General features: G+C 67.3%; 11 protein-coding genes, 2 tRNA genes, 1 other RNA gene and 4 pseudogenes. 6 read left to right on the forward strand and 12 right to left on the reverse strand.

What is annotated here, in order from left to right; genetic code table 11:
- Positions 1-513, forward strand: a pseudogene (locus FXN61_RS37580) (saccharopine dehydrogenase); the annotation flags it as partial.
- A 145-nt stretch (positions 514-658) separates the two neighbouring features.
- Here the strand turns inward: FXN61_RS37580 and ssrA are convergent.
- Positions 659-1,031, reverse strand: a transfer-messenger RNA (tmRNA) gene (gene ssrA / locus FXN61_RS37585).
- A gap of 122 nt (positions 1,032-1,153) precedes the next feature.
- On the opposite strand from ssrA, the pseudogene FXN61_RS37590 reads away from it, so the two are divergent.
- A pseudogene (locus FXN61_RS37590) lies at positions 1,154-2,393 on the forward strand (sensor histidine kinase).
- The gene (locus tag FXN61_RS37595; protein ID WP_167978689.1) at positions 2,381-3,022 is read left to right on the forward strand and encodes a response regulator transcription factor; all 642 of its coding nucleotides are present in this window, start codon (positions 2,381-2,383) and stop codon (positions 3,020-3,022) included. Before FXN61_RS37590 ends, FXN61_RS37595 begins: the two are co-directional and overlap by 13 nt.
- Here FXN61_RS37595 and FXN61_RS37600 read toward each other — a convergent pair.
- The 7 genes from FXN61_RS37600 to FXN61_RS37630 form a co-directional block, all read right to left on the reverse strand.
- Positions 3,007-3,834, reverse strand: coding sequence for an amidohydrolase family protein (locus tag FXN61_RS37600; RefSeq protein ID WP_167978690.1), 828 nt, complete (start codon positions 3,832-3,834; stop codon positions 3,007-3,009). The two genes, FXN61_RS37595 and FXN61_RS37600, sit on opposite strands and share 16 nt — an antisense overlap.
- The gene (gene smpB / locus FXN61_RS37605; RefSeq protein ID WP_086666932.1) at positions 3,834-4,310 is read right to left on the reverse strand and encodes an SsrA-binding protein SmpB; all 477 of its coding nucleotides are present in this window, start codon (positions 4,308-4,310) and stop codon (positions 3,834-3,836) included. Before smpB ends, FXN61_RS37600 begins: the two co-directional genes overlap by 1 nt.
- A gap of 30 nt (positions 4,311-4,340) precedes the next feature.
- Positions 4,341-5,243, reverse strand: a complete 903-nt coding sequence (gene ftsX, locus FXN61_RS37610) for a permease-like cell division protein FtsX (RefSeq protein WP_167978691.1) — start codon at positions 5,241-5,243, stop codon at positions 4,341-4,343.
- Positions 5,244-5,282: 39 nt separating this feature from the next.
- Positions 5,283-5,972, reverse strand: a complete 690-nt coding sequence (ftsE, locus tag FXN61_RS37615; RefSeq protein ID WP_030470385.1) for a cell division ATP-binding protein FtsE — start codon at positions 5,970-5,972, stop codon at positions 5,283-5,285.
- 67 nt (positions 5,973-6,039) lie between these two features.
- Positions 6,040-6,483 carry a hypothetical protein gene (locus FXN61_RS37620; RefSeq protein WP_167978692.1) on the reverse strand — a complete coding sequence of 148 codons (444 nt, stop codon included), beginning with the start codon at positions 6,481-6,483 and terminating at the stop codon, positions 6,040-6,042.
- On the reverse strand, positions 6,459-7,559 hold the full coding sequence (prfB, locus tag FXN61_RS37625; RefSeq protein ID WP_167978693.1) for a peptide chain release factor 2: 1,101 nt from the start codon (positions 7,557-7,559) through the stop codon (positions 6,459-6,461). The genes FXN61_RS37620 and prfB overlap by 25 nt, the downstream gene beginning before the upstream one ends.
- 223 nt (positions 7,560-7,782) lie before the next feature.
- Positions 7,783-8,283: a PadR family transcriptional regulator gene (locus FXN61_RS37630; RefSeq protein WP_167978694.1), complete on the reverse strand. Its 501-nt coding sequence runs from the start codon at positions 8,281-8,283 to the stop codon at positions 7,783-7,785.
- A gap of 387 nt (positions 8,284-8,670) precedes the next feature.
- Between FXN61_RS37630 and FXN61_RS37635 the strand changes: the two genes are divergently transcribed.
- Entirely contained in the window at positions 8,671-8,871 is a 201-nt protein-coding gene (locus tag FXN61_RS37635; protein ID WP_030470381.1) for a hypothetical protein, read from the forward strand.
- A gap of 74 nt (positions 8,872-8,945) precedes the next feature.
- On the opposite strand, the gene FXN61_RS37640 is transcribed toward FXN61_RS37635, so the two are convergent.
- The 3 genes from FXN61_RS37640 to FXN61_RS37650 form a co-directional block, all read right to left on the reverse strand.
- A tRNA-Met gene (locus tag FXN61_RS37640) sits at positions 8,946-9,019 on the reverse strand.
- A gap of 314 nt (positions 9,020-9,333) precedes the next feature.
- Positions 9,334-9,407: transfer RNA gene (locus FXN61_RS37645), tRNA-Met, on the reverse strand.
- A 53-nt stretch (positions 9,408-9,460) separates the two neighbouring features.
- On the reverse strand, positions 9,461-12,460 hold the full coding sequence (locus tag FXN61_RS37650) for a UPF0182 family protein (RefSeq protein WP_167978695.1): 3,000 nt from the start codon (positions 12,458-12,460) through the stop codon (positions 9,461-9,463).
- 94 nt (positions 12,461-12,554) lie between these two features.
- On the opposite strand from FXN61_RS37650, the pseudogene FXN61_RS37655 reads away from it, so the two are divergent.
- Positions 12,555-13,095 (forward strand): annotated as a pseudogene (locus FXN61_RS37655) (PPA1309 family protein).
- 85 nt (positions 13,096-13,180) lie between these two features.
- On the opposite strand, the gene FXN61_RS37660 reads toward FXN61_RS37655, so the two are convergent.
- A complete protein-coding gene (locus tag FXN61_RS37660) occupies positions 13,181-14,260 on the reverse strand; it encodes a YlbL family protein (protein WP_312878304.1) in 1,080 nt (359 codons plus the stop codon).
- A gap of 44 nt (positions 14,261-14,304) precedes the next feature.
- Between FXN61_RS37660 and FXN61_RS37665 the strand changes: the two are divergent.
- A pseudogene (locus tag FXN61_RS37665) lies at positions 14,305-15,322 on the forward strand (zinc-dependent metalloprotease); the annotation flags it as partial.

The following is a 15,322-nucleotide window of genomic DNA, read 5'->3' on the forward strand; positions in this document are numbered from 1 at the left end:
GGCCTCAGCGGCTGGCAGCCCACCCCAGGCACGCTCGCCGCCGGCGCAATCTCCCGCGACCGCCGCAACGGCCAGCGCATCCGCTTCCGCGACGGCCGGCTAGAGCACCACAACGACACCCCGCCCACCCTGGAGTGGAAGTTCCCCGCCGGCCCACGCCAGGTCATCGGCGAGTTCTCGATGGCGGACATCATCACGATCCCCAGCCACCTAAAAATCCCGTCCGTGACCTCCTACATGTCGACCGCCGCAGCCAACGGCCTACACGAAGCCGCCGAACGCCAGGAGCCAGAAACGTTCGAGGTGGACGTGACAGTGCGCCGAGCCAACGAGGAACGCCGCCTGACCGCAACAGGCCGAGACATCTACGCAGTAAGCGCACCCCTGGCCGTAGAGGCCGTAGAACGCCTGCTAACCGGCCACTTCACGACCACCGGAGTCGCCTCAGCAGGCGCGATGTTCAACCCAACGGACTTCCTGAACGCCCTGACCCCCCACATCACCGTGCAATGAAGGAAAGGCCGCCAAGTTGCGAAGCAACAAGGCGGCCTGGGGGTCCGGGGGCGAAGCCCCCGGCCGGGGCCTGGGGGCTGGGCCCCCAGAAAACACCCGGAACGAGCGAGGCGAGAGGCCGAAGGCCGCGAAGCAGCCTTCGGCCGAGTGGAGGTGCCGGGAATCGAACCCGGGTCCTATGGCGGCTCATCAGGGCTTCTCCGTGCGCAGTCCGCTATGCCTTTGCTTGACCCCACCAGTCACGCGGACGAGCTGGTGTGACGGGCCCAGTCGCTGTGAGTGTCCCGAACAGTCTCCGCGACCGAGACTGCCGGTAAGCCCTCTAGCTGATGCCGGACTCTAGGCCGAAGGCGCTCCTAGGCCGACAGCGTTGCTACTCGCCTCAGGCGGCGAGAGCGAACGCGCGCTTGTCGTTAGACTCGGCGCTTATTGGTTTGCGATGACGCTTGCGGTGGTCTCTCGCCTGCACCGGCACGCTTCCCCTGAATCAACGTCCACAGTCGAAACCGTTCACCCCCTTGTAGTGGTACGCATAGCATAACGACGGGGGCCAACGAGTTCTTCCCGAGGCCAGGTAGGGCTGTCCCCACCCCGGACCGCATAGCTAGCCAGATGGTCTCTGACCAGCGGGAACGACACGATGGACGACATGAGGAAACCGAACGCGCTCGCAGCCGGGTTCTACCTGCTGACCAACCTGGTGACCGGCATCTTCTGGTTCACCCTCACGCTCGTGCTGACCGTTGTCGGGTTCGCGACGTCCGTCCTGTGGGTGGGTGTCCCGATCCTCTGGCTCGCGATGAACGTCGGGCGCGCGGGGGCCTCGCTGGAGCGGGTGTGGGTACGGGCGGCGTTGCGGACGGACATCCCCAGGCCGTATCGCCCGAAGATCGAAGGCACACCGCTGCAGCGGTGGAAGCACCAGTTCACCGACCCCGCGACGTGGCGTGACTTCGGCTACCTGGCGCTGCTCGTGCCGGTGGGTGCGCTGGAGTTCGCCTCGTTCATCGCGATGTGGTCGGTCGTGGTCTCGCTCATGGCTGTGCCGTTCTGGATCGGCTACGCGCCGTTCGCGGTGATCGTGGGCGAGTTCTGGACGATCGACTCGTTCTACTCGGCGCTGCCGGTCGCGGCGATCGGGCTGGCGCTGATCCCGTTCGCGGTGTGGGGCACGCGGTGGCTGGGCGCGCTGCACGGCAAGCTCGCCCGCGCCATGCTCGGTCCGACGCGGGCCGACCAGCTGGCCATCGAGGCGGAGCGGCTGCAGTCCAGCCGGGCCCGCGGGGTTGAGGCGGCCGAGGCTGAGCGTCGGCGCATCGAGCGCGACCTGCACGACGGCGCGCAGCAGCGGCTCGTGGCGGTGGCGATGGGCTTGGGCAGGGCGAAGTCCAAGATGGACTCGGATCCCGAGGGTGCGGCCGAGCTCATCGCGGAGGCGCACGCGGACGCGAAGCTCGCCATCAAGGAGCTGCGGGACCTGGCGGCGGGGCATCTACCCGTCCGTGCTGGGCGACCGCGGACTCGACGCGGCACTGTCCGCGCTGGCCGCGCGCGTGCCGATCGAGGTCGACCTGCAGGTCGACGTGGATCCGCGGCCGCCGACAGCGGTGGAGAGCGCCGCGTACTTCACCGTCGGCGAGGCGCTCACGAACATCACCAAGCACTCCAACGGCACCAGGGCGACCGTGAAGGTCAACCGGGTGGACACAGGGGTGCTGGTGGAGGTCACCGACAACGGTCAGGGCGGCGCCGAGCTGAAGCCGGGCGGCGGGCTCGCCGGCCTGGCCGACCGGGCTGCCACGATCGACGGTGTGGTTGTCGTCGTCAGCCCCGTTGGTGGGCCGACCGTGATTCGAGCGGAGTTGCCGTGCGCGTGGTGATCGCCGAGGACTCGGTGTTGCTGAGGGAGGGCGTGCAGCGGTTGCTCGCCGATGAGGGCATCGAAACCGTTGCGGCCGTGGAGAACGGCGATGATCTGCTGGACGCCGTGACCGAGCACAGGCCGGACCTGTGCGTGGTGGACGTGCGGATGCCCCCGACGTTCACGGACGAGGGACTGCGGGCCGCGATCGAGGCCCGCCGCCACTATCCGGGGCTGCCGGTGCTGGTGCTGTCGCAGTACGTGGAGGAGCGCTACGCCGTGGAACTCCTCGCGGGCGGTGCGAGCGGAGTCGGTTACCTGCTCAAGGAGCGGGTCGCGGACGTGAAGGAGTTCGTCGACGCGGTGCGGCGGGTCGCCGACGGCGGCACGAGCATCGACCACGAGGTGATCACGCAGCTCATGGTGCGCAGCAAGAAGAGCCCCGTCGACTCGTTGACGCCCCGCGAACGCGAGGTGCTCGGGCTGATGGCGCAGGGACTGTCCAACACGGCCATCGCCGCGACTCTCGTGGTGTCCGACGGCGCCGTGGAGAAGCACGTCGGCAACATCTTCGCCAAGCTCGGGCTGGAGCCGTCGAACTCCGAGCATCGTCGCGTGCGCGCTGTCCTGGCCTACCTGGACAGCTGAAGCAGGCGGGCGCCGTTGTCGTGCAGGATCGCCTGCTCGGCGGCGGCGTCCAGGCCCCACGACCTGATGGCGTCGAGCTGCACCTCGTACGGGTACGGGATGTTCGGGAAGTCGCTGCCCAGCACGATCCGGTCGGGCATCCCGGCGATCCGCGAACGCCAGTCCTTCGGCAGCGGCACCATCTGCTCGCTGAACGGAACGCCCACCATCGTGGTGTCGACGTGCACGTTCTCGTAGCGCTCCACCAGATCGAGCGCGCCGGAGTAGTCCGGCATCCCGGCGTGCGCGATGACCGCGGTCAGCCGCCGATGCTTCTTCAGCACCTCTTCGAAGACGCCGAGCCCGGTGAACTCGCCCGGCATCGGCCCGTCGCCGCAGTGCACGACCACCGGCACACCGGCTTCGGCCAGCTGGCCCCAGACGCCGTCCAGCAGGTCGTCACGCGGGTCGTAGCCACCGACCTGGACGTGCGACTTGAAGCACCGCGCACCTGCCTCCAGCGCCTTGCGCACGTGCGCCTCAGCGCCTGGTTCCGCGTAGAACGTGCCCGTCGGCACCGCCTCCGGCACCCGCAGAGCGAAGTCTGCGGCCCAGTCGTTCAGCCACTGCGCCATGCCCGGCTTGTGCGGGTAGACCAGCGGTGCGAACGCGACAACGCCCAGCTCCCGCAGTGCGGTGAGCCGGGCGTTCTCGTCTGTGCGGTACTGGATGAACCAGTCGACACCGGCTTCGCGGACGCGGTCGAAGTAGGCCCATACCTTGTCCAGCACGTTCTGTGGCATGAAGTGGACGTGGACGTCCACCAGCGCCATCAGTAACGACCCTTCAACGCCCGTCCGTGCGCCTTGGCGATCTCGCGGTTGGCGTCGCGCTTCGCGATGTCCTGGCGCTTGTCGTAGGCCTTCTTGCCCTTCGCGAGGGCGATCTCGACCTTGACGTAGCCGTCCTTGAAGTACATCTGCAGCGGGACGAGCGACAGACCGGACTCCTTGGTCTTGCCGATCAGCCGTTCGATCTCCGACTTGTGCAGCAAGAGCTTGCGCTTGCGCCGGACCTCGTGGTTCGTCCACGTCCCCGCGACGTACTCCGGAATGTGCAGCGCGTGCAACCAGATCTCGCCGTCGTCGACCTGGGCGAAGGCGTCCACGAGGGACGCCCGTCCCATGCGCAGGCTCTTCACCTCGGTGCCGACGAGCTGAATGCCCGCCTCGTAGGTGTCCAGAATGGCCCAGTCGTGCCGAGCCTTGCGGTTCGACGCGATGACCTTCTGCCCGCGTTCCTTGACCATGGCGACAACTTTACGTGGTCACGCCAACCGTTAAAGCCGCACGTAGAGACGCAGTGTCACGTAGCCGGTGGTGGCCGAGATGACGATCGCGACGAGGAACAGCCACGGCGACACGATCAGGATGTCCAGATAACCGATCGGCGGGATGATGCCCGACTCCGTGAGGTTTCTGGTGATCCGGTCGAGGAAGAACGCCTTGAACAGCACCAGGCCGGCGACCGCGGTGACCGAGCCGATGATGCCCGCGACGACCGCCTCGATGAGGAACGGCAGCTGCGTGTACCACCGGGTCGCGCCGACCAGGCGCATGATGCCGACCTCGACGCGGCGCGTGAACGCCGACACCTGGATGGTGTTCGAGATCAGCAGCAACGCGGCGAACGCCTGGATGAGCGCGAGGATGAGGGCGACGTCGCGCAGACCGTTGAGGCCCTCGAAGAACCGCTCGAGGAACTTGCCCTGGTCGTCGACGGCCTTCACACCCGGCTTGCCCTCGAAGGCCTGCCTGATGACGTCGGTGCGGTCCGGGTCTTCCAGCTTGACGCGGAACGTCGCCGGGATCGCCTCGGGACGCGCGAGCTTGAGCAGCTCGGGCTGCGCCTCGAAGATCCGCTTGAAGCGCTCGAAGCCCTCGTCGCGGTTCTGGAACACCACCGTCTCGACGCCGGAGGTCTGCTCGAGCTGGGAACGCAGGCCCGCACAGGGCTGCTGGGTGCAGTCCTTGTCGTTGGCGCTGACGTCGTTGGTCAGCAGCACGGAGACCTCGAGCTTGCCCGCGTAGTTGGCCTGCATCTTGTCGACCATGCGGACGACGAGCAGGCCACCGCCGAGCAGCCCGAGCGAGATGGCGGTCGTGAGGATCATCGCGATCGTCATCGTGACGTTCCGGCGAAGTCCGGTGACGACCTCGCTGAACACGAAGCTGGTACGCATCGGGGGCGGGGTTCCTTGGGGGTCGGGGGTTAGGAGCGCTTAGCGGCCAACGCCGTAAACGCCGCGCGCGTCATCACGGACGACCTTGCCGTACGACAGCTCCACGACGCGGCGGCGCATCGAGTCGACGATGCCGTGGTCGTGGGTTGCCATGATGACCGTCGTGCCGGTGCGGTTGATCCGCTCCAGCAGCAACATGATGTCCTGGCTCGTGTCGGGGTCCAGGTTTCCGGTCGGCTCGTCGGCGATCAGCACCAGCGGACGGTTCACGAACGCACGGGCGATCGCGACGCGCTGCTGCTCACCACCGGAGAGCTCGGTCGGGAACCGGTCTTCCTTGCCGTCGAGACCCACCAGCTGCAGCACCTCCGGCACCACCTTGACGATGGTGTTGCGAGGCTTGCCGATGACCTCCAGCGCGAAGGCCACGTTCTCGGCGACCGTCTTCGTCGGCAGAAGACGGAAGTCCTGGAACACGCAGCCGATGGACTGGCGCAGGCGGGGGACCCTGCGCCGCGACATCTTGGCGACGTCGAAGTTCGAGACGTAGACGCGTCCCCTGGTCGGCACCTCTTCGCGCAGCAGCAGGCGCAGGAACGTCGACTTGCCGGACCCGGAAGGCCCGATGAGGAAGACGAACTCGCCCTTCTCCATCTCAACGGACACGTCGTCGAGCGCGGGACGCGTGGAGGTCTTGTAGACCTTGGAAACGTGTTCGAGACGAATCACGAGGCGCGAGTCTACCCATGGCCGGGGTAAAGCCCCCGTTCCGGTTAACTTCCGACCCCGGAAAGGGTCAGTCCCACCAGTTGAAGAGCGCGGCGCCGAGCGTGTCCGGGCGCCAGTACCGGATGTCGTTGGCGGACATGTCCGGCCAGGCAGCAGCATCGAACGGGCCGTCGAGCTCGGCCTTGGAGTAGATCCTGTACCTCGTCTGAGCAGCCAGATCCGTGAGAACGGGCACCAGATCGGGATCGTCGAGGAACGTGAGCGGTAGACAGCTGACACTGCCGGCACCGTTCGGAAGCTCGATGACCCTCGGTTCAGCGAGGGTCATCCGTCCGTAGTAGCGCGTGCCCACCACCGCGACCGTCCGATCGCGGTAGGTGAGCACGCCTTGATGAAAGTTCGGGGTGCCGTAGCGGGCGAGCCGGAACTCGGTCACCTCGCCACCCGTACGACGGGCGAACTCGAAGACGAGGCCCCGGAACTCCCCTACGCCTGGGACTGCTTGCGCCACCGGATGCCGGCCTCGAGGAAGTCGTCGATCTCCCCGTCCAGCACCGCCGACGGGTTGCCGACCTCGTGGTTGTTCCGCAGGTCCTTGACCATCTGGTACGGGTGCAGCACGTAGGAGCGCATCTGGTTGCCCCAGCTGGAGCCGGAGTCCTTGAGCGCGTCCATCTTCGCCTGCTCCTCCTGACGGCGGCGCTCGAGCAGCTTCGCCTGCAGGACGTTCATGGCCGTGGCCTTGTTCTGCAGCTGCGAGCGCTCGTTCTGGCAGGACACCACGATGCCGGTCGGGATGTGCGTGAGGCGCACCGCCGAGTCGGTCGTGTTGACGCCCTGGCCACCGGGGCCGGACGAGCGGTAGACGTCGACGCGCAGGTCCTTCTCGTCGATCTCGACGTGGTCGGTCTGCTCGACGACGGGCACGACCTCGACGCCGGCGAACGACGTCTGGCGGCGGCCCTGGTTGTCGAACGGTGAGATGCGCACGAGGCGGTGCGTGCCCTGCTCGACGCTCAGCGTGCCGTAGGCGTACGGGGCGCTGACGCGGAACGTGGCGGACTTGATGCCGGCCTCTTCCGCGTAGGAGGTGTCGAACACCTCGACGCTGTACCCGTGGCGCTCTGCCCAGCGCGAGTACATGCGCAGCAGCATCTCGGCGAAGTCCGCGGCGTCGACGCCGCCGGCCTCCGCGCGGATGGTGATCAGTGCGTTGCGCTCGTCGTACTCGCCGGACAGCAGCGTGCGGACCTCGAGGCTCGCGATCTCCTCGCGGAGCTTGGCGCGCTCGGTGTCGGCATCGGACACGCTGTCCGCGTCGCCTTCCTCCTCGGCGAGCTCGTACATCACCGAGAGGTCGTCGAGACGGTCACGCAGGCCCGTGATGCGGCGCAGCTCGCCCTGCTTGTGGGAGAGCTGGCTGGTGACCTTCTGAGCCTTCTCCTGGTCGTCCCAGAGGTCAGGGCTGGCCGCCTGCTCGTTCAGGTCCGCGACCTGCGCACGCAACGCATCGAGGTCCATCACCGCCTCGATGCTGGACAGCGTGGCGGAGAGGTCCTTGATGTCTGCTTCGACGTCCGGATTCACGACAAAAGATTACGCCAGCACCGGTCACTGTTCGCGACCGGTGCTCAGCTGGCGTTCCCCGCGCGGTGGCCACGGGCTGGCGTCGCGCGCTTTCGATGGCCAGGCGGGCGCATCACGGTACCGGCCCGCGCCCTCACATCGGGCATATGGGGGCGCGGGGTCGGTGCCGTGAGGCGTCCCACTGGGCACCGAAAGCGACCGGCGTCAGCCCGTGGCCACCGTGCTAGGCCGTCGGGATGGCGTCCAGCAGCTTGAGGACGGCCTTCGCGTGAGCGAGGCCGAACTCGGCCACCGCCTTCGCGTAGGGGTCCTCAGCGGTCTTCGCGGCCAGCTTGGCGCTCTCCTGCTCAGCACCGTACGACGCGCGCGCAGTGGTGATGAGGCCCTCGCGCTGCTTCGCCGTCAGCGAGCCGGCGTGCACCAGGCGCAGGATGAGCGGGCTGCGCAGGTGGTCCGGGCCGGGTTCGGACAGCAGCCAGTTCTTGAAGGCCTTCTTGCCCGCCGCGGTGAGCACGTACTGCTGGCTCGACCGCGGTCCTTGCTTGCCGAGGCGCAGCAGGCCTTGGTCAGCCAGCGCGGGCAGCTCGCGGTACACCTGGCTGCGGGTCACGCTGAAGAACGCGCCGAAGCGATCTCCTGCCTCCGCCACCAACTGGCCACCGGTCTTGGGTCCGTCGTGCAGCAGCCCGAGCAGGGCGGCTGCGGTCGCATTCAGGTCTGACACAACGACAACGTTCCCACGTCTGGGGGAAGCTGTCCACAATGGTCAGCCGTTCTGTCCACAGTGGCTGATCACCGGGCTAGTCTGATGGGCCATGCGGAGCAACGAAAAGTCTCGCTGAGTAAGCGGCAGTTTTCGCGCCTCACGCGTTTGGCCGCTTGACCGTCCGTGTCCATCCCGGATGGAAAAAGCCTTTCGCAGAAACGAAAGTCACCCGGCCTCACTCGATCGGCGGTACGACTCTCACCGGCCGAAGCCACCCGAATGGACGGACGTGAGCCTTCGTCGCACGACCTGGTGATGTCCGCGCGGACCTCTTTCTTCCGCCCGCAGGACCGGGAAAATGATCATTGCCAGGCAGGCGGAGCGAGATCACGGAGGTCAGGGACGATGAACATCAAGTGGCTGGACCACAAGAAGGTGGCGGCGCACACGGTGGCGTGGATGACCGGGGGCATCCCGGAGCAGGCGGGCAAGGACGAGTGCATGGTGTGCGGCAAACAGATCCGCAAGCACCGCACGGTCAACGGCGAGGGCCGGATCTGCTCGAGCATGCTGTGCGCCCAGTACTGGGCGGAGAACATGACCTGAAACACTCTGCCGATCGCACTGATCGGGAATAAAGCAGAAGGCCGGAGCCTGTTGGCTCCGGCCTTTCTGTCTAGTAGCGGGGACAGGATTTGAACCTGCGACCTCTGGGTTATGAGCCCAGCGAGCTACCGAGCTGCTCCACCCCGCGCCGCTTCTAGCTTGTCTTGCTGTCTTGCTGTTGTAAGGAGAACTCTACACCCCCCGGAAACCGCTTTTTCACCACCCCCCACTAACCCAGTTCCCGCAGGTCAGAGCCACTTCACAACCTGATCGAGGAAAACCTGATGCCGGAAACCTGATCTCGGAAACCTGACCAGCGAATCAGGCCGCGTAGGCGCAAAGCGCCACGCGCCCTGGGGGTCTGGGGGCTTGCCCCCAGGGCGGGGCTTGGGGGCTCCGCCCCCAAAATAATGCGAAAAAGCCCTGTCTGCGCAATCTGCAGACAGGGCTCTCCCGGCTTTGTAGCGGGGACAGGATTTGAACCTGCGACCTCTGGGTTATGAGCCCAGCGAGCTACCGAGCTGCTCCACCCCGCGTCGGTATGAATAGAACCTTACGCGGGGCGGAGCACTAAATGCAAATCGGGTGGTCAGCCCGATGGAGTGGGGCTCGGCACAACCGACGACTGGCCTGTCGCCGGCGGTGCAGCGGCCCCGGTGTTGTACTGCTTGAACCTCTTCGACGCGTCGTCCAGGCGTGCGTACGCCTGGCCGAGCTCGGTGAAGTTGCTGTTCTGCTGAGCCTTCTTGATGTCGGCCAGCGCCGCGTCGATGTCGTTGATCGCCTTCTGCAGGTCAGGGCTCAACACCCCGTTGCTCGGCGGCGTCGACGGCGGCGTGGAGGTCTGGCCGTTGCCGCTGTTGTCGCTCGGCGGCGGCACGACCGCACCGGCACCGCTCAGCACCTGGTCCAGCGCCTCGTTCAACGTGGACGCGTAGCCGACCCTGTCGCCGTACCAGACGAGCACCTTGGACAGCTGCGGGTACGACGTGTTGTTGGACGCTCGCTCGATGTAGACGGGTTCCACGTAGAGCAGCGCTCCGCCCACCGGGAGGGTGAGCAGGTTGCCGTAGACGACCGTCGTCTTCTGCTGTGCCAGCAGGTTGAGCTCGCGACTGACGTTGTCCGACGTGAGGAACTGCGTCTGGATCTGTTGCGGGCCCTTGGCGTCGGTGTTGAGCTGGAGCACGCTGATCTTGCCGTAGTTGTCCGGGTCGGATCCCACGGAGACGTAGGCCGCCATGAACTCCCGGTTCTCACGCACGAGCGGGCTGGTCAGCTGGAAGCGGACCTTGCTCGGATCGCTCGGATCACCGGCGAGGACGTAGAACGGCGGCTGGGCGTCCCTGCGCTTGCTCGCCGCGTCGCGCTGGGCGTCGGCCGTCGTCACGTTGTCGATCGTCGGGTCCTGCGCCGGCGACCAGTAGGACACACCGGAGTAGAAGTCCGACGGCGACGACACGTGGTACTTCGACAGGATCTGCCGCTGCACCTTGAACAGGTCCTCGGGGTAGCGGAAGTGCTGGCGCAGCTCGGGGGCGATGTCGCTGCCCGGCTTCACCGTGCCGGGGAAGACGCCCATCCACGCCTTGAGGACCGGGTCCTTCTCGTCGATCGCGTACAGGTTCACCTTGCCGTCGTACGCGTCCACAGTGGCCTTGACCGAGTTGCGGATGTAGTTGACGGGCTTGTTGACCTGCGAGATCACCACGCCGTCCGCGGTGAGCGAGTCGTTCGTCGCGTCACCCAGCTGCGTGCGCTGCGCGTACGGGTAGTTGTCGAGCGTGGTGTAGCCGTCGACGATCCACGTGATGCGGCCGTTGACGACGGCCGGGTACGGGTCGCTGTCGACGGTCAGCCACGGCGCGACGGCCTGCACGCGGTCGCGCGGCGTGCGCTTGAACAGGATCTTCGAGTCGTCCGCGATCGACTGGTTGAAGAGGATGTTCCGCTCGCCGTAGTAGGCCGCGAACGCGAGCTTGTCGAGCAGGCCACCGATCGGGACACCACCGGAACCGGTGTAGGTGTAGGACTTGGAGTCCGTGTCGTACTCCGCCGCCGAGCCCTGCGGACGGCCGCCCACGATCGAGTAGTCGTTCGCGCCGAACAGCTCGCCGTAGTACGTGCGCGGCTGCTCGACCTTGATGCCGTTCTGCTCGTTGCCGACGTCGCCGTTCGCCTTGACCTCACCGGCCTTGAAGTCCGGGTAGCCACCGTTCGTCTGGTCGGCCACGGCGTTGACCTTGTTCGCCTCGGCGTAGACGAAGCCGTTGCCGTGCGTGTAGATGAGGTGCTGGTTGATCCAGTCGCGCTGGCCCTGCGGCAGGCTGTCGAGCTTGAGCTCGCGGACCGCGACGATGTAGTCGCGCAGCTTTCCGTCCACTGTGTACCGGTCGACGTCGAGCTTGTTCGGGAACCCGTAGAACGGCCGCAGCTGCGTGAACTGCGTGAAGGTCCGCGACAGCACGGCCGGGTCGAGCAGGCGGATGTTGCCCAGCGTCGCCTGGTCGTTGGTCTTGATCTGGTCGTTGCTGACGGTCTGCTTGCCCTCGTAGGGCTTCGTCTCGACCTTGTCCTCCGTCAGCCCGAACGACTGCCGTGTCGCCGCGATGTTGCGGGTGATCGACTCGGCTTCCTTCTGGATGGCGTTCGGCTTGACCGAGAACTGCTCCAGCACCGCGGGCCACGCTGCGCCGACGAGCACGCTCGACAGCACCAGCAGGACGGTCGCGATGGCGGGCAGCTGCACGTTGCGCATGAACGCGCCCGCGAAGAACGCGACCGCGCAGAACACCGCGATGCACAGCAGGATCAGCTTGGCCGGCAGCACCGCGTTGAGGTCGGTGTAGCTCGCGCCGACGAACTTCTCGTTCTCGTGCAGCAGCAGCGAGTACCGGTCGAAGAAGTACGCGACGGCCTTCAGCAGCACGAACGTGCCGGCGACCAGCGCCAGGTGCAGGCGAGCCGGGCCGGAGAGCTGGCCACCGCGACCGGCCAGCCGGATGCCGCCGAACAGGTAGTGCGCGATCACCGCGCCGATGAACGACACCGCTGTCGTGATGAACAACCACGACAGCAGCCACTCGTAGAACGGCAGCTTGAACGCGTAGAAGCCGATGTCGTGCCCGAACTGAGGGTCGGTCACACCGAACGGCTGGGCGTTGAGGAAGAGCTGGATCTGCTGCCAGTCGGCCTGCGCCGACGCACCCGCGATCAACCCGACGAACACGGGGATGCCGATCGCGAACAACCGCATCCGCCGAATCACGACGGTGCGGTAGCGCGCCACCGGGTCGTCCGGCCCGGACACCGGCACGAACACGGGCCGCGACCGGTACGCGAGGTACAGGTTGAGCGCGACGATGCCCCCGACCACGGCCCCGACGGCCACGAACAGCGCCAGGCGGGTGAGGAGAACTGTGCTGTAGACGTTGCGGAAATTCACCTCGCCGAACCACAGCCAGTTCACGTAGGTGTCGAGCAGCCGCGATCCCGTGATGAGACCGAACAGGAGCACAACACCGACGATGAGCAGGATTCGGCTGCGTCGGGACAGTTTCGGCAGTCCGACTGGAGGCCGTGTGGCCACGAGGCACGCTCCTGGATCGCGGTATTTCGTTACGTACGTTTAGTCCAACTCTACGGACGACGCCCTGGGTTCCCGTGAAGCCCGCAGTCTTACGATGACACGCGTGTCAGCGAGTGAAACGCCAGCGGTCATCCTCCCGACGGTCGCCCGCGAGGTTGAGGAGTTCGTAGCGGCAGGCGGCTGGGAGCAGCCACCGCAACTCTTCGCCCTCGTGGCCACCTCCGACCTGATCACCCAGCAACCAGAGCTGCGGGACCAGCTCGACCCGGAGTCGAGTCCGCTGACCCCGATCGCCCAGGATCCCCTGGCAGGCGACCTGGGCGACGCGCTGGCAGGCATCGAGTGGCCTCCCGCGGTGACCGGCTGCGCCCTGGCCCAGGAGATCGTGGTGCTGCCTCCCGAGGCGGAAACCGAGCTCAGCCACGGGCGAGCTGGACGACGAGGCTGCCCGCAGGTTCGCCGCGGAGCACCCGGCGCGGCGCGAGGCCCGCCTGGTCGCGGCGGTTCTGCGCGACGGCTCCGTCTCCTGCGTGCTGCGGCTGCGCGGAACGGTCGAGGTGCCAGAGGAGTTCGTCGAGCACCCCGAGCTGGCGCCCAACCTCACCGACGCCCTGCTCGCCACGCTGCGACCCTAGTCGTCACACCCCCAGGCTGACACAACCCCGGCGCCTGCTTGCGCCGGGGTTGTGATCTCGTGTTGTTCGCCGGAAGCGGACAGCCTCAGCAGCCGGGCGTGTCCTTGCCCGCGTTGAGCGCCTCCAGCGACGACACCGCGTCCTTGAGGTTCTCGACCTTGATCAGCTTGAGGCCGTCGGGAGCCTGCTGCTTCGCGTCCGTGCAGTTGGCGGCGGGCACGAGGAACGCCGTCGCACCGGCTTCCTTCGCGGCGACCATCTTGAAGGCGATGCCGCCGATGGGCTTCACCGTGCCGTCGCCGTTGATCTCGCCGGTGCCCGCGATGGACTTGCCGCCGTTGAGCTCGCCCGGCGTCAGCTTGTCGACGATGGCCAGCGCGAAGATCAGACCGGCCGACGGGCCGCCGACGTCGGACAGGCTGATCTTGATCTTGAACGGCACGTCGGCGCGGTCGACCGGCGAGATGCCGATGAAGCCGGCGGGGCGCCCGTCCTCGCGCGTGCCGAGGGTGAGCTGGGTCGAGTTCGAGGTGCCGTCCTTCTCGAAGGCCACCTCGATGCGGTCACCCGGCTTGGTGTTCTCCAGGGCCGTGCTCACGTCGGCGGCGCTCTGCACCTGCTTGCCGTTGACCGAGATGAGGCGGGCGCCGAGCGGGATGACGTTCTCCGCGGGGCTGCCCTTGGTGACCTGGTTCGCGATCACCTTGCCCGGATAGCCGAGGTAATGCAGTGCGGCGACCTCCGCGGAGGTCTGGGACTCGCTGAACGCGAGCTCGTTGTTGCGCTGCACCTGCTCTTCAGACTCGCCGGGCTTGAAGAACTCCTCGCGCGGCGCCAGGGCGTAGCGGCCGGACAGCCACAGGCCGAGGGCGCCGAACAACGACACGTCGTCCGTGAGCGAGACCGTCGTCATGCGCAGCGTTCCGTTGGTGGGGAACGTGTTCTGGCCGTCCACCGCTACCACGTCGGTGTCCTTGACCTTGCCTAGCACGTCGTAGGTCGGGCCGGGGCCCAGCGCGACGTACGGGACTCTGGCGAAACCGCCGAGCAGTCCGAGTGCCGCCACCACTAGGAAGCTGATGATCAGCGTCCACGTCCGGCGGGTCAGTCCGCGTTCCCTCGGCGGGGGCGCGGGTGGGGGTGCGGTCGTGACGGTTTCACTCACGGCTGAACAGCGTACGACCATGTGGATCCGCGTACGGTAGAGGCATGAGTGACGTGCCGTTCGGGTTCAGCCCGCACGACCCCGACGACAAGAGCGGGAAGCCGGGAGACAACCCGTTCGACTTCAGCCAGCTGGGCAACATGCTGAGCCAGCTGGGCGCGATGCTGAGCAGCGCGGGGACGTCGAGCGGGCCGGTGAACTACGACCTCGCCAAGCAGATCGCGTTCCAGCAGCTGTCCTCGACGCAGACCACCATCGGGTTCGGCGCCGACCAGTCCGGCGCGGTCACCGACGCCGTGCACCTGGCCGAGATGTGGCCTTGACCGGCGTCGCTGCCCGCCGGCACCGCACGACGCAGGCGTGGACCGCACGCGACTGGATCGAGCGCACGATCCCCACCTGGCAGCGCCTGTGCGACCCGGTCGCCCAACGCATGTCCGGCGCGTGGGTCGAGGCCATGCCCGCCGAGGCGAAGCAGGCGGCCGGTCCGCTGCTGTCGATGCTCGGCCAGATGGGCGGCATGGCCTTCGGCTCCCAGCTCGGCAACGCCTGGCACAGCTCGGCGCCGAGGTGCTCACCTCGACCGACGTCGGCCTGCCGCTCGGCCCCGAGGGCACCGCAGCCCTGCTGCCTGCGAACATCGAGAAGTTCACCGAGGGCCTGGAGCGCCCCGCCTCCGAGGTGATGGTGTTCCTCGCCGCCCGCGAGGCCGCGCACCAGCGTCTCTTCACGCACGTGCCGTGGCTGCGGCAGCGCCTGCTCGACACCGTCGAGGAGTTCGCCAAGGGCATCAAGGTCGACACTTCGGCCCTGGAGCAGCTCGCCGGCCAGATCGACCCGTCGAACCCGGCCTCCATCGAGGAGGCCATGAGCTCGGGCCTGCTCGAACCGCAGACCACCCCGGAGCAGAAGGCGGCGCTCAACCGCCTGGAGACCATGCTGGCCCTGGTCGAGGGCTGGGTGGACGTCGTGGTCGACGCCGCCGTCTCCGAACGCCTCCCCGGCGCTGCCGCCCTGCGCGAGACGCTGCGACGCCGCCGCGCCTCCGGCGGCCCCGCCGAG

The sequence above is a fragment of the Lentzea indica genome, from assembly GCF_012184385.1.
Lineage (GTDB): Bacteria > Actinomycetota > Actinomycetes > Mycobacteriales > Pseudonocardiaceae > Lentzea > Lentzea indica.

Coding starts and splice junctions, on each gene's coding strand:
- FXN61_RS37600 (WP_167978690.1), bottom strand. CDS start 3,834: ATGGCGCTGGTGGACGTCCACGTCCACTTCATGCCACAGAACGTGCTG.
- ftsX (WP_167978691.1), bottom strand. CDS start 5,243: ATGCGTACCAGCTTCGTGTTCAGCGAGGTCGTCACCGGACTTCGCCGG.
- FXN61_RS37635 (WP_030470381.1), top strand. CDS start 8,671: ATGAACATCAAGTGGCTGGACCACAAGAAGGTGGCGGCGCACACGGTG.
- smpB (WP_086666932.1), bottom strand. CDS start 4,310: ATGGTCAAGGAACGCGGGCAGAAGGTCATCGCGTCGAACCGCAAGGCT.